Raw genomic sequence first — 21,769 nt, 5'->3', positions numbered from 1 at the left:
AAATTGCAGGTTCAATGCTAAAAGAAATGATTATATCCGGTGCCCATTTACTGGAAAAAAATAAATCTATCGTGGATGATTTAAACGTATTTCCCGTCCCCGACGGAGATACGGGAACGAATATGTCCCTGACCATGCAATCGGCCATGAAAGAGGTAAAAGCCGTAAATAATGATGATATTGAAGAGATCGCCGAAGCGGCGGCAAACGGATCACTTATGGGGGCCCGGGGAAACTCCGGTGTAATCCTCTCACAGCTTCTAAGAGGCTTTGCCAAGGGGGTAAAGGGAAAAGAGACCCTCAACACCGAAGACTTGGCGAATGCCCTTAAATTAGGGGCAGACACCGCCTACAAGGCGGTAATGAAACCGGTGGAGGGCACAATTTTAACCGTAGCCCGGGAAAGTGCGGAATATGCGGTAAAAATCGCCAAAAAAGAAACGGATATTGAAGACTTCCTGGAAAAAGTAATCTATCAAGGGGAAAATACTCTAAAAAGAACCCCGGATATGCTGGCGGTGTTAAAGGAAGCGGGGGTTGTGGATTCCGGCGGAAAAGGACTGATCTATATTTACCTGGGAATTCTCGGTGCCCTCAAAGGAGAAATGCTGAGCAGCGAGGATCTGGATATTATGCAAAAAACCGTGGAACACGATCATGATATGCACGTCAGCGGAGATATTGAGTTTGCCTACTGCACGGAATTTATCATAAACACCGAGGGCGCCGACCCGGAAGCCTTTCGGGAAGAAATTAAGGATCAGGGAGACTCCATGCTGGTGGTGGGGAATGAAAACCTGATTAAAGTCCATCTGCATACCAACCATCCCGGAGCAGTGATGGAAAAAGCCATGGCCCTGGGAGAACTGTCGGATATTAAGATTGACAATATGCGGGTGCAGTTTAAGGATAAACACCCCGAAAAGGAAGCCGAGGAGGAAAAGGATTTTGGATTTATTACCGTGTCCATCGGTGACGGCATCGAAAAAATCTTTAAGGATTTCAATGTGGACCACGTGATCAAAGGGGGACAAACCATGAACCCCAGCACCGAGGATTTCATGAAAGCCATTGAAGATATCCATGCGAAAAACATTTATATCCTGCCGAATAACAGCAATATCATCATGGCGGCCAATCAGGCGAAGGAGTTGTCAAAGAAAAATGTTATGGTAATTCCTACGAAAACCATCCCTCAGGGGATTACGGCGATGATCGGCTTTAACCCCGGAAACAGCCCCGAGGAAAACCTGCAGGAGATGACGGAAATCATGGAAGACATTGAAACCGGTCAGGTGACCTATGCGGTTCGGGATACGGTGGTCAATGATAAAAAGATTAAAAAGGGAAATATTCTTGGTATCGGCAACGGAAAGATCCAGGCTGTGGGAAAAAATGCGGAAAAAGTATCCCTGGAGCTGCTGGATAGCCTGATAACCGAGGAACACGAAATCATTACCCTGTTTTACGGAGCGGAGGTGGATGAAAAGTCCGCGGAAAAACTTCAGGGAAAAATTGAAAAAGCCTATCCCGACTGTGAAGTGGAAGTATATTACGGCGGTCAGCCTCTATATTACTATTTATTTTCCGTAGAATAAGAAACAGTTACTGTTTCTTATTCTGTTTACAGAAAAAACCGAGGAAGAAACCGGAATCCGTTGGGGAAAAGAGGGAGAGACAGTGGAGGATTTACAAGCAAACATCCGCAGTTTAAAGGGTGTGGGACCGAAAAAAGAGCAGCGGTTTTTGAAGCTGAATATTGAAACCCTGGAAGACCTGCTGTACCATTTTCCCCGAGGCTACGAGGATCGGCGGGAAATAAAGAAAATTCGGGAGGTGGAGGAGGGGGAGAAAACCTCCCTGGAACTCCAAGTCCATCCTCTGAAAACCCGCAGGGCTTTTGGCAAGGGGCCTTCCCTTTTACAGTTGGTGGGAAAGGATGACACCGGAAGTATGGTGATCACCTTTTTTAATCAGCCCTATCTCAGCCAGAGAATCACCCCCGGAACAAAGATGCGTATTTACGGGGAAGTGAAAAGAGGGCCTCGGGGTCTGGAGACGGCGAATCCCGATTTCATCCTGCTGGGAGATAAGGGGGAAAATTCATGGCAGGAGATATTCCCCATCTATCCGCTGACTAAGGACGTGAGTCACAAAGAGCTGGTGAAGCTTATTCGAATGCTGCTGAAGGGAATAAAGGAAAGGGCGGAGGAAAACTTTGAAAATCTTCCAAACCCTCTTATAGAGGAAAACAAGCTCTGTCGGCGGCGGATGGCTTTAGAGCATATTCATTTCCCGCAAAAGGCGAAGGGATTGAAGGTGGCAAAATATCGCCTGGTTTATGAGGAATTTTTCTTTTTGATGATCACCTTGAATTTTAAAAAAGCAAAAGTCTTAGAACAACAGGGGACACCCTTACAGGGAGGAAAGGAAGTTCAAAATTATCTGGAGACACTACCCTTCCAGGCCACCGAGGCTCAAAAAACCGTTATCGGCGAAATCCTTGGGGACCTTAAAGGCTCGGCACCCATGAGTCGGTTGGTTCAGGGGGATGTGGGCTCGGGAAAGACCGTGGTGGCCATGGCCGCATTGGTGGCGGCGGCAGCGGGGAATACCCAGGGGGCGATGATGGCCCCGACAGAAATATTAGCCAAACAGCATTACAAAACCCTGTCTCATTTTTTGGAGCCCCTGGGCATCTCCATCGGTCTTTTGACCGGCAGCCTGACTCCGAAAAAGAAAAAACGGATGCAGGAAGAAATACGCCGGGGAACAATCGATGTGGTGGTGGGAACCCATGCGGTAATTGGAGACAAGGTGGAGTTTAGGAACTTAAGCCTGGTCATTACCGATGAGCAGCATCGTTTTGGCGTCCGCCAACGAAAAACCCTGTCAGGAAAAGGGAAGAATCCCCACGTCCTGGTTATGAGTGCAACCCCGATACCAAGAACCCTGGCCTACATACTTTACGGGGACTTAGAAGTCTCGGTAATTGATCAGATGCCCAAGGGAAGAAAGCCTGTGAAAACCCAAGCTGCTGAAATGAAAGGACGGGACCGGGTCTATGAACAGATCAAAGAAGAGTTGAATAAAGGGCGGCAGGCTTATGTGGTCTGTCCCCTTATCGAGGAATCGGAAACCTTGGATTTAAATGCAGCCATGGATTTGCAGGAACAACTGCAGGGAAATATGTTAAAGGACTATAAAGTTGGGCTTTTACATGGTAAAATGTCTTATATAGAGAAAGAACAGATTATGAAGGACTTCACCGATGGAAAAATTCAGGTCCTGGTATCCACCACGGTTGTGGAAGTGGGGGTGGATGTGCCCAATGCAACGGTTATGGTGATAGAAAATGCTGAGCGCTTCGGTTTGGCACAGTTGCATCAACTCCGGGGACGCATTGGACGGGGACAGCACCAGTCCTACTGCTACCTGTTGCATCAAAAGGTAAAGGAGCCTACCCGAAGGCGACTGGAGATTATGGAGCAGAGCCATGACGGTTTTGAAATTTCCCAAAAAGACCTGGAGATTCGGGGGCCGGGAGAACTCTTTGGCCTTCGGCAACACGGGATTTACAACTTGAAAATCGCCAATTTTTTTCAACACCAAAAAATTCTTCAAAAAGTCCAGCAGGATGTAAAAAAAATATTGTTAGAGGATCCCGGACTGGAATTAGAGAAGAATCGGAAACTTCGCGGAATCATTGATCAAAAATTACAGCGTTACCGAGATTGATTATAGCGTAAAGGGGAATGTGTATTATGAGGGTAATTGGAGGCAGTGCAAAGGGACAGCGGCTGCAGTCCCTTCCCGGGGAAAATACCCGGCCCACCTTGGACCGGGTCAAAGAATCGATGTTTAACATGATTCAGCTCTATGTACAGGGTGCTAAGGTTTTGGACCTCTTTGGAGGAAGCGGCGCCCTTGGCATCGAAGCTCTGTCCAGGGGCGGGGCCTTTGCATACTTTGCAGATGAACATCGGGGAAGCATCCCGGTGATGGAGGAAAATTTAAAGAAAACCAAGTTTCAATCCCAAAGCAAGATCCTTGCAATGGATTTTCGAAGGGCCCTGGAAACCCTGGGTAAAGAGAACCAAGCCTTCGATTTGATTTTCCTGGATCCTCCCTATGGGAAAGCCTTGGCCGCTGAAGCCCTTAAGATGATTGCAAAGGGAGAACTCCTGGCCTCCCAGGGCCTGGTGATTATCGAGCAGGATAAAAAAGAGTCCTTAGAGATCCCCACGGATCATTATGATTTATGGAAAGAGAAAAAATACGGAAACACCTTTGTTCGAGTTTTAAAAAATCGTTCGGAGGCATAGGTTGGAGGTGTGAACAATGAAAGTAGGAATTTATCCGGGAAGTTTTGATCCCTTAACCAATGGACATTTGGACATTATACATAGGGGTTCGAAGATTTGTGATAAATTAATTGTATCGGTGTTGAGTAATCCCAGTAAAACCTCCCTGTTCACGGTAGAGGAACGGGTAAAAATGATTGAGGACAGTGTGACGGCATACGATAACGTGGAGGTTGATCATTTTTCCGGACTGTTGATCAATTATGCCCGGGAACGAAATGCGGATGCCATTATTAAGGGCTTGAGGGCCGTATCGGATTTCGAGTATGAATTCCAAATGGCCTTGATGAACAAAAAGCTGTGCGATGAAGTGGAAACCATTTTTTTAATGACCAGTAACAAAAACTCGTTTTTAAGTTCCAGTCTTCTAAAGGAGGTTGCAAAATTCGGCGGGTGTATAGAAGGCTTGGTTCCCGAGAAAATTAAAGAGGCGGTTTATCATAAACTAAAGTAGTATAAAGGGGGAAGGTTAATGGAAGTATTACAGCTTCTTGATATGTTGGAGGATTTGATTGAAGAGAGTTCCTCGATTCCTTTTGCACAAAAGGCCATGGTGGATAAGGAAGAGGTATTGGAACTCATTAAAGAAATGCGCATTCAAATCCCCGATGAAGTCAAACAGGCAAAATGGATTAAAGAAGAGCGGCAACGCATTTTAGCTGAGGCTCAGAATGATGCGGATACTATTATTGAAGAAGCCCATAAACATATCAATTCCCTCGTGGATGAAAATGAAATTTCTAAAATGGCAAAACAGCGGGGAGAAGAAATTATCCAGCAGGCCCAGGAAAGTGCCAAGGAGATGCGATTGGGTGCCAGGGATTATGCCGATGAAGTGTTAGAAGGGGTGGAGGGTTCGCTGACAGAGCTACTTGAAACTCTGCAAAAAAACCGTAATGAATTAAAGGGAATGGATGAATAGTCCACTCCCTTTTTTTACGAGCTTTTAGCCTTCGAAATAATGGGGCCGTTTTTTGTATTCCAAGGCATAGGTTTTCCGTTGAGGATCGGGCATACCAAGGGTGAAAAGATCCGTTCCCCTCAGATCGTATTCCAGCATGGATTTTTCCAGGGGATTTTGGGGCTGATAATGTTTGAGATTCGTAATGATGGGCAAGGTGCATTGCTTTTGCATTTTTTTTAAAAGCCCCCGGCCCCGGTGGTTGAAAGCCAACACCCGGAGGTATTTAGGGCCCCCCGTTCGGTTGTAGGAAAAAAGGTCCTCTTTATTCAGGTCCAGCAGCAGATGCATTAAAATCCGCTGAATACGGGTATAGGTATAGCGTTTGGTTTTAACATTTTCCAACAGTTCCTTCAGGGAAGCGCTTTTCTTTCCTTCCGTCCAAAGGCGGTTTTCAATGCCTTCCGTGACATCGAAAAATCTTTGCAGATCCTTCGGGGTGCTTCGTCGGAGGAGACCGAGGAGAAGATCCTCGAAATGACGACTGAAAACCGGAGCGGAGCCTTCTTGGATGGCATCATTCAAGAGGGTTAAGGAGGCCCCGGGCAAGACGCCGGCGAGGGCCCCGGCTTCTTTCCCCGAGGCTAAATGTTCCCGTATTCCTGTGGCGCTGGCAATAGACCCTTGGATTCTTCGGTCATGATAAGGAGCACTGATTCGCTGCAGGGTGTGGGGGGTAATGGCACTGTTGGTTCGACGCAGGGTCTTTAAATACTCAATGGCCAGTATATTGTTGGGGCTTTTTAAGACCTTTTCCAGCTCCCTTGCTTCCCGGTGTTCGGCGCCATCCCTTTCTTTAAGATAAAGAGCCAGGGCTTCGGACCGGGCCACGGGGAAAAGCAGGCCTCGGCTTAAGGCGGCTCTTAGATACCGCTCATAGGTCGGGGGGCTTGTTACAAGAACCTCGGCAATCCTTTGGAGAAGGGGAAGAGCCCCATGTTCGGAGCCGAAGGAAAGATCCGTGACAATACCGGCAGCGTTTAAAAGCTGGATTCCCCCATAACTGAAAAATTCTGCGGTGGCGCAGGCATAGACCGTGGGGATCTCCAGGACTAAATCCACACCGGAATGAACCGCCATTTCCGCCCTGCGCCATTTGTCCAGCAAAGCCGGCTCTCCCCGTTGCAGAAAATGTCCACTCATAACCGCAATCGTAGCATCACAGGCGGAAATTTCTTTGGATTTTTTTATATGATATTGATGACCGTTGTGAAACGGATTATATTCGGTGACAACCCCGAGTACTTTCATAAAAGGCCTCCCATAACTATTTAGTCCCAATATTGTATATTTATCAAATGGGGGAAGAGATTATTCCTTTAGTGATTATATCATAAGGGGAAAAAAAACCATATATTATCATGATAATCCTTGATAAAAAGAGAAAAATCTATTATTATTAGTAGTGTCAGATTAAAATTAGACAAATAATTATCAATAATAATCATCAATAGACTCACTAATAATATTCACTAATTATATTCACTAATAAAGAAAATTCTAAGGAGGCTGCAAGTTTATGAAAATTTTAGTACTGAACTGTGGAAGTTCATCGTTAAAGTATCAGTTGATTAACATGGAAAATGAAGGATTGATGGCTAAAGGGGTGGCGGAAAGAATCGGAATTGACGGTTCCTTTCTAAAGCACGAATCCGAAAACAACGGAAAAGTAAAGATTGAAGAGGAAATGAAGGATCACAAAGACGCCATCCGTATTGTGTTGGATGCTCTTGTGGATAAAGAGCACGGAGCCATTGCCTCGATGGAAGAAATCAGTGCCGTAGGACACCGGGTGGTTCACGGCGGTGAAAAGTTCTCCGGTTCCGTAGTAATTAATCAAGACGTGATTAATGCCCTAGAAGAGTGCTCAGAATTGGCGCCTCTTCATAACCCGCCAAATCTGATGGGAATTTATGCATGTCAGGAAATCTTACCGGGACTGCCTATGGTAGGGGTATTCGATACCGCTTTCCACCAGACCATGCCCGAAGATTCCTACATCTATGCACTGCCCTACGAGTATTATGAGAATCATAAAATTCGACGATACGGTTTCCACGGAACTTCCCATAAATATGTGGCCATGAAAGCCGCGGCACTCCTTGGAAAGTCCGTTGAAGACTTAAAACTTGTCACTTGCCATCTAGGAAACGGTGCCAGCGTTGCAGCGGTGGACGGCGGAAAGTCCGTGGATACTTCTATGGGATTCACTCCCCTGGAAGGACTGGCCATGGGAACCCGATGCGGGGATATTGATCCCGCCATTACCACTTTCTTAATGGAAAAAGAAGGTATGGATTATAAAGAGCTGAACAATGTGATGAACAAAAAGTCCGGAGTCCTGGGCGTATCCGGAGTATCCAGTGACTTCAGAGACATCGAAGAAGCGGCGGAAAAGGGGAACAACAGAGCAAAGCTGGCCTTAGACCTGTATCATAAGCGTGTGAAAAAGTACATCGGTGCCTATGCCGCAGAAATGGGCGGTTTGGATGCTGTGGTATTTACTGCGGGACTGGGTGAGAATTCTCCGGAATCCCGGGCTGCGATTTGTGACGGTCTGGAATTCTTAGGAATCAAAGTGGATGAAAGTAAAAATAACGTTCGGGGAAAAGAAACGATCTTCACTACCGAAGACTCCACCACCCAAGGAATTTTAATTCCCACCAATGAAGAGTTAATGATTGCCCGGGAAACCCTAAGCCTCGTATAAAATCCTTTAAAGATTAAGCAGTGCCTGATAGTTAGACGAAGTCCTTTCATAAAAGGACTTCGTCCTTTTAAACCCTGTCAAATATAAGTACTTGACAAAACCTTAAATGGTTTGTATAATCAAATTTGTCAATGTTCAAGAGGTGGGTTATAATGAGAATAAATCTTAAAAAAGCAAAGGAAGAACACGATCAATATCTGGACTTAGACCTTAGTATTGATCTTGAGTCTATTGAAGGGGTTCATAGCTTAAAGATTAAGGAACCGATTCGGGCTACGGGGAAGATTTTCTTTACCCGGGAGGGTATGTTTTTAAGTCTAACCGGAGAGGCTCGGATAGAAAACAGCTGTAGCCGATGCCTGAAAAAGTTTGAAGAGACCTTGCAGTTAAAGTTAAACTATGAGATTGTAAGCTTAGAGGAAGCTAAAGAAATGGACGAGGAAGAGGACATTTTAGTGGTGGACCATGATGTGATAGACTTAGAGGAAATCATCATCGAAGAGCTGATTATGAAAGCCCCTATGAAACCTCTGTGCAAAGAAGATTGCAAGGGGATTTGCGGCAGTTGCGGTCAAAACCTGGAAGAGGGAAGTTGTAATTGCACGCCCCGTGAGGAAGCAAAAGAAACCATTGATCCAAGACTTGCAAAGCTCAAGGGCTTATTGGAAGAAGATTAAGGAGGTGTAAGTCAATGGCAGTACCAAAGCGCAAAACCAGTAAATCTAAGAAAAACATGAGAAGAGCTGCAAACAGCAAATTTTCCGCAGCAGGATTCGTAAATTGTCCTAACTGCGGAGAAACGAAATTACCTCATAGAGTATGTTCTGATTGCGGACACTACAAAGGTAAAGAAGTGGTTGAAACTCAATAATAAGCATCCTTAAGAAGATAGTAATGTAGTCATACATTGCTATTTTTTTTTATGGTTAATTCAAGAAAAATTCTTAAGCAGCATCGAAAAAATAAAAAAAGAATTGATTTTTTCATAAGCATGCTATATACTGTTTTTATGACTAGGTACTAACTATTAGTGCTAAAAGCGGGGGAGCTATTGGAATGAGTAGAAAGAAACGGGTTTCAAAAAAAGAAAGACAGGAAAAATTAAAGGAAATGATCAAAGAAGACCCTTTCCAAAATGACGAGGAGCTGGCATCGAACTTTGGAGTCAGTATTCAAACCCTTCGGCTGGATCGAATGGAGTTGGGGATTCCGGAACTTAGGGAACGCTTTCGCAATGTGGCCCAGGCCAATTATGAGAAGGTTCGGAGTATGACAGGGACCGAGATAGTGGGGGAACTTATTGACTTAACCCTGGGAAAACAGGGACTATCGATTCTGGAAACCGATGAAGAAATGGCATTTACCAAAACCAACATTGTTCGGGGGCATCATATTTTTTCCCAGGCAGAATCCCTGGCCATGGCCGTGATCGATGCGGATGTGGCCTTAACCGGAGTGGCCAATATAAAATATTTAAAACCCATCTATCTGGGGGATAAATTAGTGGCAAAAGCGGAACTTGTACGAATCCGGGGAAATAAACATTTTGTTCATGTGAAAATTACGGTTAATCAAAAACAGGTATTTCGGGGGAAATTCATCTTTGTCTCCTTGAGTATGGATATGGATGAGGAGTAAAACATGAAGGATTCCTCGGGGAACCGAAAAAAAGGAAGCCTAAGGAAATGAAAAAATGAAGTGAATAAAATACTTAAGGTAAAATACTTAATTAAATCGGAAACAGGAGGGGTTTTCATGATATTAGCCATCGACGGCATGGGAGGAGACCATGCACCAAAGTCCACAGTAAAAGGGGCCGTGGATGCGGTGAAAGAATACGGAATAACGGTAATGATCACCGGAGATCAGGAAGTACTGTCAAAGGAACTTCAGCAATACGATTACGATAAAGAAAAAATTGAAATCATCCACTGCAGCGAAAAAATTGAAAATGAAGATCCGCCGGTAAAAGCCATCCGAAGAAAAAAGGATTCCTCCATGGTAGTGGCCTTAAATCTTGTAAAGGAAGGAAGGGCCGAGGCCGTGATTTCCGCAGGAAACACCGGCGCCCTGCTGGCCGGCGGCCTGTTTGTGCTAGGACGGATTAAGGGAATCGACCGCCCTGCCCTGGCCCCGGTATTTCCTCATGAAAACGGTGCCTCGGTACTGATCGACGGCGGAGCCAACACGGAATGCAAGGGGAAAAACTTACTGCAGTTCGGGGTTATGGGCAGTCTTTACTCGGAGCATATTCTCGGGGTAAAAAGCCCGAAGGTTTCCCTGGTGAACGTAGGGGAAGAGAAGGGAAAGGGCAATGAGCTTACGAAAGAGGCCTATGACCTCTTAGAGGAAAGCGACTTAAACTTCACAGGAAATATGGAGGCCAGAGACCTTCCCCGGGGAAAAACCGACGTGATTGTATGCGACGGATTCACGGGAAATATTATTTTGAAATTAACCGAAGGAGTTTTCATGACGGTGTTTGATCTGTTAAAAGAGAAATTCACCAAGTCCTTTATGACGAAGATGGCGGCGGGGATCCTAAAACCGGAACTTCGACAAATCAAGAAGGATTATGACTACACGGAGCACGGAGGCGCCCCCTTCTTAGGGGTACAGGGTGTCCTGATTAAAGCCCACGGCAGTTCCGACGGCAAAGCCGTTAAAAACGCCCTTCGCCAAGGGAAGCGGTTTGCGGAGAATAAAATCGTAGACAAAATACAAGAAAGCCTTGGGAATTAGGAGATGATGATTTTGAATCAGATAAAAAGTATCGGAATCACCGGCACGGGGAAAGCTTTGCCGGAGAAGATCCTTACCAATAAAGATCTAGAGGCCATGGTGGATACCAATGATGAATGGATCCGTTCCCGTACGGGGATCGGAAGCCGCCGGGTAGCGGATGAGGATACAGCGACGTCGGATTTAGCAACGGAATCCGCAGTAAAAGCTTTGGAAGACAGCGGCTTAGCTCCGGAGGATGTGGACCTCATTATTGTAGCCACGGTAACTCCGGATATGGCTTTTCCTTCCACCGCCTGTATCGTACAGAAAAACCTGGGAGCGTCCAAAGCCATTGCCTTCGACATCGAAGCCGCTTGCTCGGGATTCGTTTACGCCATGTCCGTGGCGGAAAACATGATCCAAGGAGGCATGGCGAAAAATGCACTGATCATCGGGGCCGAGACCCTCAGTAAAATCATGAACTGGGAAGACCGGAATACCTGTGTCCTTTTCGGAGACGGAGCGGGAGCCGCAGTTCTTCAGGAAGTGGAGGAAGGCTACGGCATTCAGGGCATTACTCTGGGCGCCAACGGTGCAAAGGGAGAGGTCTTAAAACAGCCGGCGGGGGGATCGAGAATTCCTGCCAGCCACGAAAGCGTCGAAAATAAACTTCACTACATTGCCATGGACGGCAACGAGGTTTTTAAGTTCGCCGTACGGATTATGGGACAGTCTTCTTTAGAGGTCTTAAAGAAAAGTGGACGGGATATCGAGGATGTGGATTTTTTAATACCCCACCAAGCCAACATCCGGATCATCGATGCCGCAGCAAAGAGACTGAAGCTGCCCAGGGACAAGGTGTATATAAACCTTCATAAGTACGGAAATCTATCCGCAGGGTCCATCCCCGTAGCCTTGGACGAGGCGGCGAAGGAAGGGAAACTGATCAGAGGGGAGAATATTTTACTGGTAGCCTTCGGCGGCGGACTTACCTGGGGATCGAGCTTAATAAAATGGTCAAAAGAGGTGTAGACAATGAAAACGAGAATAACGGAACTACTTAATATAGATTATCCCATTATTCAAGGGGGAATGGCCTGGGTATCCAATGCGGATCTGGCCGCCGCCGTATCGGAAGGGGGAGGCCTTGGCATTATCGCCGGGGGGAATGCCCCCAGGGAAGTGATTGAAAAGGAGATTAAGCGGGCCCGAACCTTAACGGATAAGGATTTCGGAGTGAATGTAATGCTTCTTTCTCCCTTTGTGGATGATATTATGGATTTAGTGATTGAAGAAAAAATCCCGGTGATCACCACGGGAGCCGGAAATCCCGGGAAATACATGGAGCGGTTAAAAGCCATCGGAACCAAAGTGTTGCCCGTGGTACCCTCGGTGTCCTTGGCCCGGCGCATGGAAAAAATCGGCGCCGACGCCGTGATTATTGAAGGCACCGAAGCGGGAGGCCATATCGGAGAGGTTACCACCATGTCCTTAACCCCCCAGGTGGCCGATGCTTTGAATATTCCCGTAATCGCTGCGGGGGGCATCGCCGACGGACGGGGGATGCTTGCGGCCCTCAGTCTCGGAGCGGAAGGGGTACAAATCGGAACCCGGTTTATCTGCTCCACGGAATGTACTGTACATGAAAAATACAAACAAAAGGTGATTGCCGCCAAGGACCGGGATGCGGTGGTTACCGCCAGGACTACGGGGCACCCGGTAAGAGTCCTTAGAAATCGATTTACCAAGGAGTTTATGAAGCTGGAAAAAGCAAATACTTCCACGGAAGCCTTGGAAGAAGCGGGAGTTGGAAAGTTACGACTGGCCGTTGTGGACGGGGATGTTGACAGCGGCTCGGTGATGGCCGGTCAGGTGGCAGGCCTGGTAAAGGAGATCAAACCCTGTAAAGCAATTATTGATGAAATTATTCAGGATGCATCCGTTAACAATCAAAGAATCACAGAAATTATAAAGGAGGGGTAATGATGGGTAAAGTAGCATTCGTGTTTCCCGGGCAGGGAGCCCAGTACTCGGGGATGGGAAAAGAGTTTTATGAGAATTTTCCCTCCGCCCGCAGGGTTTTTGAAGAGGCCGGAGACTGTTTGGGAATGGATATGAAAAGTTTATGTTTTGAAGGTTCCGAGGAGGAACTGAAAAAAACGGAAAACACCCAGCCGGCGATTCTAACGGCCTCTGCTGCAATGTTGGAAGTTTTGGAAATGGAAGGCATTCAATGTGAGATGACCGCCGGGCTTAGCCTGGGAGAATACACTTCGCTTGTAGCATCCAAGGTGCTGGACTTCGAAGATGCGGTGAGAATCGTGCAAAAGCGAGGACGTTATATGCAAGATGCGGTGCCGGAAGGGGTGGGCGGAATGGCCGCCATCCTGGGACTGAAAAGAGAATTTTTACAACCCTGTATTGAAGAGGCTTCCGCCTATGGTTTGGTGGAAGTGGCAAACTATAACAGTCCCGCTCAAATTGTACTCTCCGGAGAAGTTGAAGGTGTAAAAAAGGCCGCGGAACTGGCAAAGGCAAAAGGAGCAAGAAAAGCGGTGATCTTACCGGTGAGCGCTCCTTTTCACAGCAGCCTGTTAAAGCCTGCGGGCATGAAATTGGAAGGGGTTCTTCGTAGGGCCCGTATCGCCCCTCCGGAGATCCCTGTTGTAACCAACACCGAGGCTAAAATCCTGGAGGGAGCACAGCATGTGATTCCCAGCCTGGTACGTCAGGTAAGCCAGTCGGTAAGATGGCAGGACTCTGTGGAATACATGATGACCGAAGGGGTGGATACCTTTATTGAAATCGGTCCGGGAAAAACCCTAAGCGGTTTCATTAAACGGATTGCAAAGGAGAATAACCGGTCGGTGAATATGATGAATATCGAAAATGTCCAGGACTTAAAAGGACTTACCGAAAGAATTCGAGTTTAAGGAGGGGTTTATTTGAGACTGCAAGGCAAAAATGCATTGGTCACCGGCGGTTCCCGGGGAATTGGAAAAGCCATCGCCCTGGAACTGGCAAGACAGGGAGCCAACGTGGCCATCAACTTTACAAGCAATGAGGAAAGAGCCCTAGAAGTGGTTAAGGAAATAGAAGGCCACGGGGTAAAGGCGGTATCCATTAAGGGAAATGTTACGGAAACCGCCGACGTGGAGGCAATGATCCGTACTTTTAATGAAAATTTCGACACCCTGGATGTTTTAGTGAACAACGCAGGGGTCACCAAGGACAATCTCCTGATCCGTATGAAGGAAGAGGATTGGGACGGAGTGATGGATGTGAACCTGAAGGGGGTATTCCTCACCACCAAGGCCGTGGCAAGAAAAATGATGAAGCAAAAGAAGGGTAAAATCATCAACCTATCCTCGGTGGTAGGGGTAATGGGCAATCCCGGACAGGGGAACTACTGCGCCTCCAAGGCGGGGGTCATCGGATTTACCAAATCCATTGCCAAGGAACTGGGAGGTAAAAACATCTCCGTCAACGCCATCGCCCCGGGTTTTATTGAAACCGATATGACGGAAGTCCTGTCCGACAAAGCCAGGGAGGAAATGCTTCGGAACGTACCCTTAAAACGTCCCGGGAAACCCGAGGACGTGGCGAGACTGGTAAGCTTTTTAAGCAGTGAAGACGCCGACTATATCACCGGCCAGGTCATCCATGTGGATGGCGGTATGGTGATGTAGCACCGGCTTAATCAATAAAATACAAAACCAAAATTATAGGAGGAATACAAAATGACATTTGAAAAAGTAAAGGGAATTATCGTAGAGCAGTTAGGATTAGAGGAAAGCCAGGAGATTAAGAAGGATACTTCTTTAATCAATGATTTGGAAGCCGACTCCTTGGATGCCGTGGAAATCGTAATGGCTATTGAAGACGAGTTTGGAATTGAGATTCCCGATGAAGATGCGGAAGGCTTTAAAAATATCGGTGACATTGTGGACTTTGTAGAAAAGAACAAGTAGAGACAAAAAAAACGGAAGAAGCCCCGAACGGGGCTTCTTATCTGCTGAAAAGAAGGGCAAGTTGTTGATAAAGGAGGTTTTATTTTGAAAAAACGAGTCGTTGTTACAGGTCTTGGGTGTATTACCCCGGTAGGTCACGGGAAAGACGCCTTTTGGAAGGCCTTGATGGAAGGACGGTCAGGGGTGGGGGAAATCACAAAGTTTGACGCCGCCGACTATCCTACAAAGATTGCCGCGGAAGTAAAGGACTTTCAAGCGGAAGAGTATATGGAAAAAAAAGAAGCGAAAAAAATGGATTTGTTTGTACAGTACGCCGTGGCGGGGGCAAAGCTTGCCATGGAAGACAGTAAAATCGATCCGGAAACAATAGACCATGAGGATTTCGGTGTGGTTCTCGGTTCCGGGATCGGTGGAATCGCCACCTTTGAAGAACAGCATAAAAAAATGCTGGAAAAAGGACCGCGAAGAATCAGTCCCTTTTTTATCCCCATGATGATAGTAAACATGGCCTCCGGTCAAGTTTCCATGAGTCTTGGAGCCAAGGGGCCGAACACCACGGTGGTTACCGCCTGCGCCTCGGCCACCAACGCCATCGGAGATGCCTATAAAATCATCCAGCGGGGGGACGCAAAACTGATGATCACCGGGGGAACCGAAGCCTCCATCACGCCGGTGTCCATTGGGGGATTCTGCTCCATGAAGGCCATGTCCACTGCCAATGAAGCCCCGGAAAAAGCCAGCCGCCCCTTTGATAAAAAGCGGGACGGTTTTGTCATGGGTGAGGGAAGCGGCATACTGCTTCTGGAAGAACTGGACCATGCTTTAGCCCGGGGAGCGGAAATCTACGGGGAAGTGGCGGGATACGGCATGAGCGCCGATGCCTACCATATCACCGCACCGGCACCGGAGGGTGAAGGTGGAAAACGGGCCATGCTCAAGGCCCTGGCCGACGGAGACACGGCTCCGGAAGCCGTGGATTACATCAATGCCCACGGAACCAGTACGCCCTACAATGATCAGTTTGAAACCATGGCGATAAAAAGCGTCTTTAAGAACCATGGGAATAAGCTGGCGGTAAGCTCGACGAAATCCATGACCGGCCATCTCTTAGGGGCCGCAGGCGGGGTGGAAGCCATCGCCTCGTTACTGGCCATCAAGCACGGCATTGTACCGCCGACGATTAACTACGATACCCCGGATCCGGAGTGTGATTTGGATTACACTCCCAACAAAGCCCAAGAGCGAACCGTAAACTATGCCATGTCCAATTCCTTAGGTTTTGGAGGCCATAACGCAACCATTCTCTTTAAAAAATACCGGGATTAGGGGAAGGCCCTATGTTTCCGAAAAAGCTTCACGTACTCCTTTAAAACTATGGAACTCATCCCTCGGGGAGGGTTCCGTAGTTTTTTTTATAGGTTAATTTGCTTTAGAAGTAAGCGGGATTTATGGTATACTAGAGGTCGGAGTTATAAAATAATACTAAAAAATGAATAGAAGGAGCACGGATCATGTCATCACTGAAAATAGGATCCAATCGAAAGAAAAAACTGCAAAAAATCCAACGGGAAATCGGTTATTTGTTTAATAATGAAAAAATATTGAATCAGGCATTGGTTCACCGATCCTATGCCAATGAATTTAAACGGGATAAGGTTTATGATAATGAACGATTGGAATTTTTAGGGGACTCTGTATTAGGCCTAGTGGTCAGTAATTATTTATTTAATGAATACCGGGAACTGACCGAGGGAGAACTGAGCAAGTATCGTTCCAACCTGGTATGCGAGGAGTCCTTAAGTGAAATCGCAAACAACTTAAAACTGGGAGAATACTTGCTCCTGGGAAGAGGAGAGGAAGCCAGCGGCGGAAGAAAACGTTCTTCGATTTTAGCCGATGCCTTAGAGGCGCTGATCGGAGGAATCTACTTAGACGGAGGGATGGCAGCGGCACAGCGTTTCATCGTGCTGCGTTTTTTCCATGAGGATACCTTTGAGCGGGAGAGGATTTCAAAAAAAGATTATAAAACCACTTTTCAGGAAAAAATACAAAAGCTCGGTTATGGAGAAATAGAGTACCGGATTACTAGGGAATGGGGTCCGGACCATGATAAAAACTTTGAAGTAAAGGTTATCGCAGGGAGTCAAACCTTTGAAAAGGGTAGCGGAAAGACCAAAAAAGAAGCGGAGCAACAGGCGGCCCAAAACAGCATTGAAAAAATCGAACAGGGATAAAAGGGGGGAAGGATTTGCATCTTAAAAGAGTGGAACTGAAGGGTTTTAAATCCTTCGCAAGCAAAATAACCATGGACTTGGAGACAGGGGTTACCGGGGTGGTAGGCCCCAATGGCAGCGGAAAAAGCAATATTTCCGACGGCATTAAATGGGTGCTGGGTGAGCAGAGTGCTAAAACCCTCCGGGGAGCCAAAATGGAAGATGTGATCTTTTCCGGTACGGAAAAGCAAAAGCCGCTGGGAATGGCAGAGGTTTCCCTGGTATTGGATAACGAAGACGGAGGAATTCCCATCGATTTCTCGGAGGTAAAGGTTACCCGAAGAGCTTATCGATCCGGGGAAAACGAGTACTTAATCAATCAAAGTCCCTGTCGCCTGAAGGATGTCCGGGAACTATTCATGGACACCGGCATTGGAAAGGACGGCTACTCCATTGTAGGCCAGGGAAAAATCGATGAAATCCTCAGCCATAAAGCGGAGGACCGAAGAAAAGTCATTGAAGAAGCGGTAGGCATTGTTAAATATAAAAGCCGTAAAGAAGAAGCTCAGCGGAAGTTAAAGGGCACGGAGGAAAACCTCCAACGGCTGTCGGATATATTAAAGGAACTGGAAAGCCGCATCGATCCTTTGCGGGAGCAAAAAGAAAAGGCAGAGAAATATTTAGTCCTTTATGAAACCCTGAAAGAAGGGGAAGTAAAACAAATTCTAAGAGATATAAGGGAAATTGATGAAAAAACCCGGGGATTGGAAGAGGAAAAACAGAGGCGGAGTGAAGAAATCCGAAAAATAAAAGAAGAAATGGAAAAAGGGGAAGAAGAGATCCTCTCCTTGGAAGAGCAGATTCTGGAGTATCAGCAAAACCATGAAGAAAAAGAAAAGGAATACTACGAAAAAAAGGATCAGATTCAGGAAACAGAAGGTCTCAGAAGAATGAATGAAGGGGAAGTGCAGCACCTGAAAGATCGGGAAGAGGAGTTGCAACAAAGAATCCGTCAGGGAGAAGAACGAAAAGAAGAGATTAAAACAGAACGTAGCCAAGGACAGCGAGAGATCTCGGAGCTGCAATCCTTGTTAACAACCCTGGATCAGGATTTAAAGGGGGAAGAGGATCTCTACGGAAAAAGACAGGAAAAAAATCTTCATCGGAAAGAAGATGTGGAAAGAATTAAGGGAGAGATCATTGGGGATATGAATCAGCTTTCCGATTGGAAGGTGGACCTTGCCAATTTGGCAAGTTTAAAAAAATCCATTGATCAGCGAAAAACCCAGATTGAAAATAATCTTGAAAAAGACGAAACCCTCCGGGAGGAAAAGGAAGAGCGGGTAAAAACCCTGGAAAAGGATTTCGAAGACCGGGAGAATAAGGAAAAAATCCGGAAGAAAGAGCGGGAAGCGCTGGAGGCGTCCCTGAATAAAAAAGAAAGGGAAACACAAAAATATCTGCAAAGCATTCAAGAAAAAGATCGCCATTTGGAAAATAAAAAGTCGAAAATCCAGATGCTGAAGAATCTGGAAGCCTCGAAGGAAGGCTTTAACCGAAGTGTTAAGGAGGTTTTGCAAAAGGGAAAAAGGGATCAAAGTTTTGCCCGGGGTCTATACGGGGCCGTGGCGGATTTGATAAAAGTACCCAAGGGGTATGAGTTGGCTATTGAAACCGCCTTGGGATATGCCATGCAAAACCTGGTGGTAAAAGATGAAGCAAAGGGGAAAGAACTGATCGAGCACTGTAAAAACAATAAACTTGGTCGGATTACCGTGTTGCCTAAAACCACAGTCACGGGAAAAAACCTGCAGCCCCGGGAGCAAAAAAAAGTTCAGGATGAACCGAAAGCTTCGGTTGCCTTAGATATTATTCAGTATCCCAAAGAGTTGAGTTCCGTTTTTTCTTCTTTGCTGGGAAAGGTAGTAATCCTTCCGGATCTGAACCTGGGGGTTCCCATGGCCAAGGAGTTAAATCACCGGGTAAAAATCGTGACCCTGCAAGGGGATGTGATGAACCCCGGAGGGTCCATGACCGGGGGAAGCCGGCAACAAAAAAGTCAGGGGCTGCTGGCCAGAAAAGGGGAACTGAAAACCTTGCAGCAGGAGACCCTGGCCGAGGAAAAATCCCTGGAGAACCTTCGAAAAGAGGCCGGGGAGCTCCAAAGGGAAACCCGGAGTCTTGAGGATCAAAGGCGGGAGATGGATCAAAAAATTCAGCAGATCGCCATTGAAAAGGCTACTTTGAAAGAACAATTGGTGCAAGAAAAACAGCGTTTGGAAGAATCCCGCCGGGAAATCGCCGATCGCAAAAAAGAACTTGGACAGTTGGAGGAGACCGAAGGGGATTATAGTAAAGAACATCGAATCCTGGAGGAAAAAATCAACAGCCTTGAAGCCCGGCTGGAAAAGAACCGATCCCATATTCAAGTGGAGGAAAAGGATTTATTACAGCAACTGGACGAAATTGAAGGCCTGAAAGAACGCATCCAGGAAATGCAGGTTCGAAAAGCCTCCATAGAAGAGCAAAGTAAGGCCTTGGGAAGTAAGGTTCAGGCCCTGGACAAGGAGATTCATCGCCAAAACCGGGACATTGAAGAAAACAAAGAAGCCATTGAAAAGGGCCATCGGGAAAAAGAAAACATTGATCAAAAAATCGAAGCACAGACCCGGGAAATTGAACAGGGTAAAATCGCTTTGGAGGCGCTGAAAAAAGAAGCAAAGGTCTTTAAGGAAAAAGAGGAAAAGGCCCTTGAAAGGAAAAAAGAACAAGAAAAACGCCACAAAGAACAGAACGGGAGCCTTAAGGGAGCCGAAGAGGACTTATATAAATTGGAAATGAAGGCAACCAAGCTTGAGGTTCAAAGAGAAAATCTGCACCAGGGCCTGTGGGAAAAATACGAAATGAGCGATGCCCAGGGAAGGGAGTGGATTGCTTCAAAAGAAGGGAGTCTCACCCTGGGGCAAATCCAGTCCTTAAGAAAGCAAATCAAAGACCTGGGCCATGTAAACCTGGAAGCCGTGGAAGAGTACCGGGAAACCCAAGAGCGCTTTGACTTTTTAGACCAGCAGCAAAAGGACCTCTTAGAAGCAAAAAAGAGCTTGAACCGAATCATCAAAGAGATGGAAAGCACGATGAAGACCCAGTTTCTTCAGCAGCTGAAGGTAATCAAAAAAGAATTCAATGAAACCTTCGCCCGGTTATTTGGAGGCGGCAAAGCGGATCTGGTACTGGAAGACGAGGAGGATCCTCTAGAGACGGGGATCACCATCCTGGCAAGACCCCCGGGGAAAAAGCTTCAAAGCCTCTCTTTGTTATCGGGAGGAGAACGGGCTCTAACCGCCATTGCCTTGCTTTTTGCCATATTAAAGATCAAACCCAGTCCCTTTTGTGTTCTTGATGAAATTGAAGCGGCCCTGGATGAAAGTAATGTATACCGCTTTGCGGGATTTTTAAAAGAGTTGGCCGGGGATACCCAGTTTATTGTGGTAACCCACCGAAAAGGCACCATGGAGGCGGCGGATATGCTCTATGGCGTTACCATGGAAACCGAAGGGATTTCAAAGCTGGTGTCCGTGAAAATGAAAGACTATGTAGAAGATGAAAAAGCCATGTAGGAGGAAAAATAATGCTGAAAAATTTGTTTAAAAAAAGTGAAGAACAAACCCGGGAGGAAGAAAGCAAGGAAGAACAGGAAAGTACTCCCGAAGAAGGACAAAGCCCCGCCTCCTCTCAAGAGGAAGAAACCCCCGGGGAGGGCGTTACCCTGGGAGGGCTTTTCGGAAGATTGAAGGAAGGGCTGACGAAAACCAAAAAAGGGATTACCGACCGGGTGGATGATATGGTTAAATCCTATACGAAAATTGATGAGGATCTCTTTGAGGAACTGGAAGAAATTCTGATCACCGCTGACCTTGGAGTAAACACCACCATGGAAATCATTGATCAGCTTCGGGACCGGGTTCGGGAAAATAAAACCACGGATCCCATGGAAGTAAAAGGACTGTTAAAAGAACTGTTAACCGAGGCCCTGGAGGAAGTGGCGGATCCCAATTTAAATCTGGAAACCACCCCTTCCGTTATTATGGTGGTGGGAGTCAACGGTGTGGGAAAGACCACCTCCATCGGAAAAATCGCCCATAAACTGAAGGGAGAAGGAAAAAAAGTGCTGCTGGCGGCGGGGGATACTTTCCGTGCGGGAGCCATCGATCAGTTGAAGATCTGGGGGGAACGTTCGGGAATCGATGTGATTTCCCACCAGGAGGGCTCGGACCCGGCGGCGGTGGTCTATGATGCCATTCAGGCGGCGAAGTCCCGAAAAGTGGACGTGCTGATTTGTGACACCGCGGGAAGACTGCATAACAAGAAAAACTTGATGAACGAGTTGGGAAAGGTGTTTAAAATTGTGAATCGGGAATGCGACGGACTTTCCCGGGAGTCCTTGTTGGTACTGGACGCCACCACAGGACAAAACGCCATCCAACAGGCAAAAATCTTTAAAGAGGTAACCAATATCAGCGGGCTGGTGCTGACGAAGCTGGACGGCACCGCTAAGGGGGGCATTGTGATCTCTGTAAGCAAGGAGCTGAAGGTTCCTGTAAAACTCATCGGCGTGGGAGAGAAACTCGAAGATCTTCAGAGTTTTGAGCCTAAGACCTTTGTGGAGGCCCTCTTCGACTAAAAAAAATCCCGCAATCTATGTCAACCCTTTTAGAAAATGTCCTTAAATAGTTAAAACATAAGCACCAGATTGCTGGCGGTAATCGTGATTTTGTAAAATACAGAAATTACCAAGGTATAATGTTTTTGGGTAACCTTAATAAACT

20 protein-coding genes are annotated in these 21,769 nt (G+C 46.7%); 19 read left to right on the top strand and 1 reads right to left on the bottom strand.

The window, feature by feature from the left end:
• Positions 1 to 14 precede the first annotated feature (14 nt).
• From ISALK_RS11615 to ISALK_RS11595, 5 genes are read left to right on the top strand one after another with little or no spacing between them, the layout of a single operon-like run.
• Positions 15 to 1,598: a DAK2 domain-containing protein gene (locus ISALK_RS11615; RefSeq protein ID WP_160722528.1), complete on the top strand. Its 1,584-nt coding sequence runs from the start codon at positions 15 to 17 to the stop codon at positions 1,596 to 1,598.
• A 10-nt stretch (positions 1,599 to 1,608) separates the two neighbouring features.
• The gene (gene recG, locus ISALK_RS11610; RefSeq protein WP_306770738.1) at positions 1,609 to 3,738 is read left to right on the top strand and encodes an ATP-dependent DNA helicase RecG; all 2,130 of its coding nucleotides are present in this window, start codon (positions 1,609 to 1,611) and stop codon (positions 3,736 to 3,738) included.
• 26 nt (positions 3,739 to 3,764) lie between these two features.
• Entirely contained in the window at positions 3,765 to 4,325 is a 561-nt protein-coding gene (gene rsmD, locus ISALK_RS11605) for a 16S rRNA (guanine(966)-N(2))-methyltransferase RsmD (RefSeq protein ID WP_160722468.1), read from the top strand.
• A gap of 16 nt (positions 4,326 to 4,341) precedes the next feature.
• The gene (coaD, locus tag ISALK_RS11600; RefSeq protein WP_160722464.1) at positions 4,342 to 4,818 is read left to right on the top strand and encodes a pantetheine-phosphate adenylyltransferase; all 477 of its coding nucleotides are present in this window, start codon (positions 4,342 to 4,344) and stop codon (positions 4,816 to 4,818) included.
• 18 nt (positions 4,819 to 4,836) lie between these two features.
• On the top strand, positions 4,837 to 5,286 hold the full coding sequence (locus ISALK_RS11595; protein WP_160722462.1) for an ATPase: 450 nt from the start codon (positions 4,837 to 4,839) through the stop codon (positions 5,284 to 5,286).
• Positions 5,287 to 5,310: 24 nt separating this feature from the next.
• Here the strand turns inward: ISALK_RS11595 and ISALK_RS11590 are convergent, their stop codons facing one another.
• Positions 5,311 to 6,576, bottom strand: coding sequence for a nucleotidyltransferase (locus tag ISALK_RS11590; protein ID WP_160722460.1), 1,266 nt, complete (start codon positions 6,574 to 6,576; stop codon positions 5,311 to 5,313).
• Between the two features lie 268 nt (positions 6,577 to 6,844).
• Between ISALK_RS11590 and ISALK_RS11585 the strand changes: the two genes are divergently transcribed.
• The 14 genes from ISALK_RS11585 to ftsY all read left to right on the top strand — a co-directional run bounded on the left by ISALK_RS11585 (position 6,845) and on the right by ftsY (position 21,624).
• Positions 6,845 to 8,035, top strand: coding sequence for an acetate/propionate family kinase (locus ISALK_RS11585; RefSeq protein WP_160722458.1), 1,191 nt, complete (start codon positions 6,845 to 6,847; stop codon positions 8,033 to 8,035).
• A 152-nt stretch (positions 8,036 to 8,187) separates the two neighbouring features.
• Positions 8,188 to 8,712: a YceD family protein gene (locus ISALK_RS11580; protein WP_160722456.1), complete on the top strand. Its 525-nt coding sequence runs from the start codon at positions 8,188 to 8,190 to the stop codon at positions 8,710 to 8,712.
• Positions 8,713 to 8,726: 14 nt separating this feature from the next.
• On the top strand, positions 8,727 to 8,906 hold the full coding sequence (rpmF, locus tag ISALK_RS11575; protein WP_160722454.1) for a 50S ribosomal protein L32: 180 nt from the start codon (positions 8,727 to 8,729) through the stop codon (positions 8,904 to 8,906).
• A 185-nt stretch (positions 8,907 to 9,091) separates the two neighbouring features.
• The gene (gene fapR / locus ISALK_RS11570) at positions 9,092 to 9,673 is read left to right on the top strand and encodes a transcription factor FapR (RefSeq protein ID WP_160722452.1); all 582 of its coding nucleotides are present in this window, start codon (positions 9,092 to 9,094) and stop codon (positions 9,671 to 9,673) included.
• 117 nt (positions 9,674 to 9,790) lie between these two features.
• Entirely contained in the window at positions 9,791 to 10,777 is a 987-nt protein-coding gene (gene plsX / locus ISALK_RS11565; protein ID WP_160722450.1) for a phosphate acyltransferase PlsX, read from the top strand.
• Between the two features lie 21 nt (positions 10,778 to 10,798).
• Entirely contained in the window at positions 10,799 to 11,791 is a 993-nt protein-coding gene (locus ISALK_RS11560; protein WP_371723927.1) for a beta-ketoacyl-ACP synthase III, read from the top strand.
• 3 nt (positions 11,792 to 11,794) lie between these two features.
• On the top strand, positions 11,795 to 12,742 hold the full coding sequence (gene fabK / locus ISALK_RS11555) for an enoyl-[acyl-carrier-protein] reductase FabK (protein WP_160722446.1): 948 nt from the start codon (positions 11,795 to 11,797) through the stop codon (positions 12,740 to 12,742).
• Between the two features lie 2 nt (positions 12,743 to 12,744).
• On the top strand, positions 12,745 to 13,692 hold the full coding sequence (gene fabD / locus ISALK_RS11550; RefSeq protein WP_160722444.1) for an ACP S-malonyltransferase: 948 nt from the start codon (positions 12,745 to 12,747) through the stop codon (positions 13,690 to 13,692).
• Between the two features lie 12 nt (positions 13,693 to 13,704).
• Positions 13,705 to 14,448 (top strand): 3-oxoacyl-[acyl-carrier-protein] reductase, encoded by a 744-nt coding sequence (gene fabG, locus ISALK_RS11545; protein WP_160722442.1) that lies wholly within the window; start codon positions 13,705 to 13,707, stop codon positions 14,446 to 14,448.
• A 51-nt stretch (positions 14,449 to 14,499) separates the two neighbouring features.
• Positions 14,500 to 14,730, top strand: coding sequence for an acyl carrier protein (gene acpP / locus ISALK_RS11540; protein ID WP_160722440.1), 231 nt, complete (start codon positions 14,500 to 14,502; stop codon positions 14,728 to 14,730).
• An 84-nt stretch (positions 14,731 to 14,814) separates the two neighbouring features.
• A complete protein-coding gene (gene fabF / locus ISALK_RS11535) occupies positions 14,815 to 16,056 on the top strand; it encodes a beta-ketoacyl-ACP synthase II (protein ID WP_160722438.1) in 1,242 nt (413 codons plus the stop codon).
• 185 nt (positions 16,057 to 16,241) lie between these two features.
• Positions 16,242 to 16,964, top strand: a complete 723-nt coding sequence (rnc, locus tag ISALK_RS11530) for a ribonuclease III (protein WP_160722436.1) — start codon at positions 16,242 to 16,244, stop codon at positions 16,962 to 16,964.
• 14 nt (positions 16,965 to 16,978) lie between these two features.
• Positions 16,979 to 20,560, top strand: a complete 3,582-nt coding sequence (gene smc, locus ISALK_RS11525; RefSeq protein ID WP_160722434.1) for a chromosome segregation protein SMC — start codon at positions 16,979 to 16,981, stop codon at positions 20,558 to 20,560.
• A gap of 11 nt (positions 20,561 to 20,571) precedes the next feature.
• Complete coding sequence (gene ftsY / locus ISALK_RS11520) at positions 20,572 to 21,624, top strand: signal recognition particle-docking protein FtsY (protein WP_160722432.1); 1,053 nt, start codon at positions 20,572 to 20,574, stop codon at positions 21,622 to 21,624.
• Positions 21,625 to 21,769: the final 145 nt, after the last annotated feature.

Origin of the sequence: Isachenkonia alkalipeptolytica (genome assembly GCF_009910325.1) — a bacterium.
Taxonomy (GTDB): Bacteria; Bacillota; Clostridia; order Peptostreptococcales; family T1SED10-28; genus Isachenkonia; species Isachenkonia alkalipeptolytica.
Note: the sequence above shows the minus strand (reverse complement) of the source record. Positions and strands in the feature narration are given on the sequence as shown.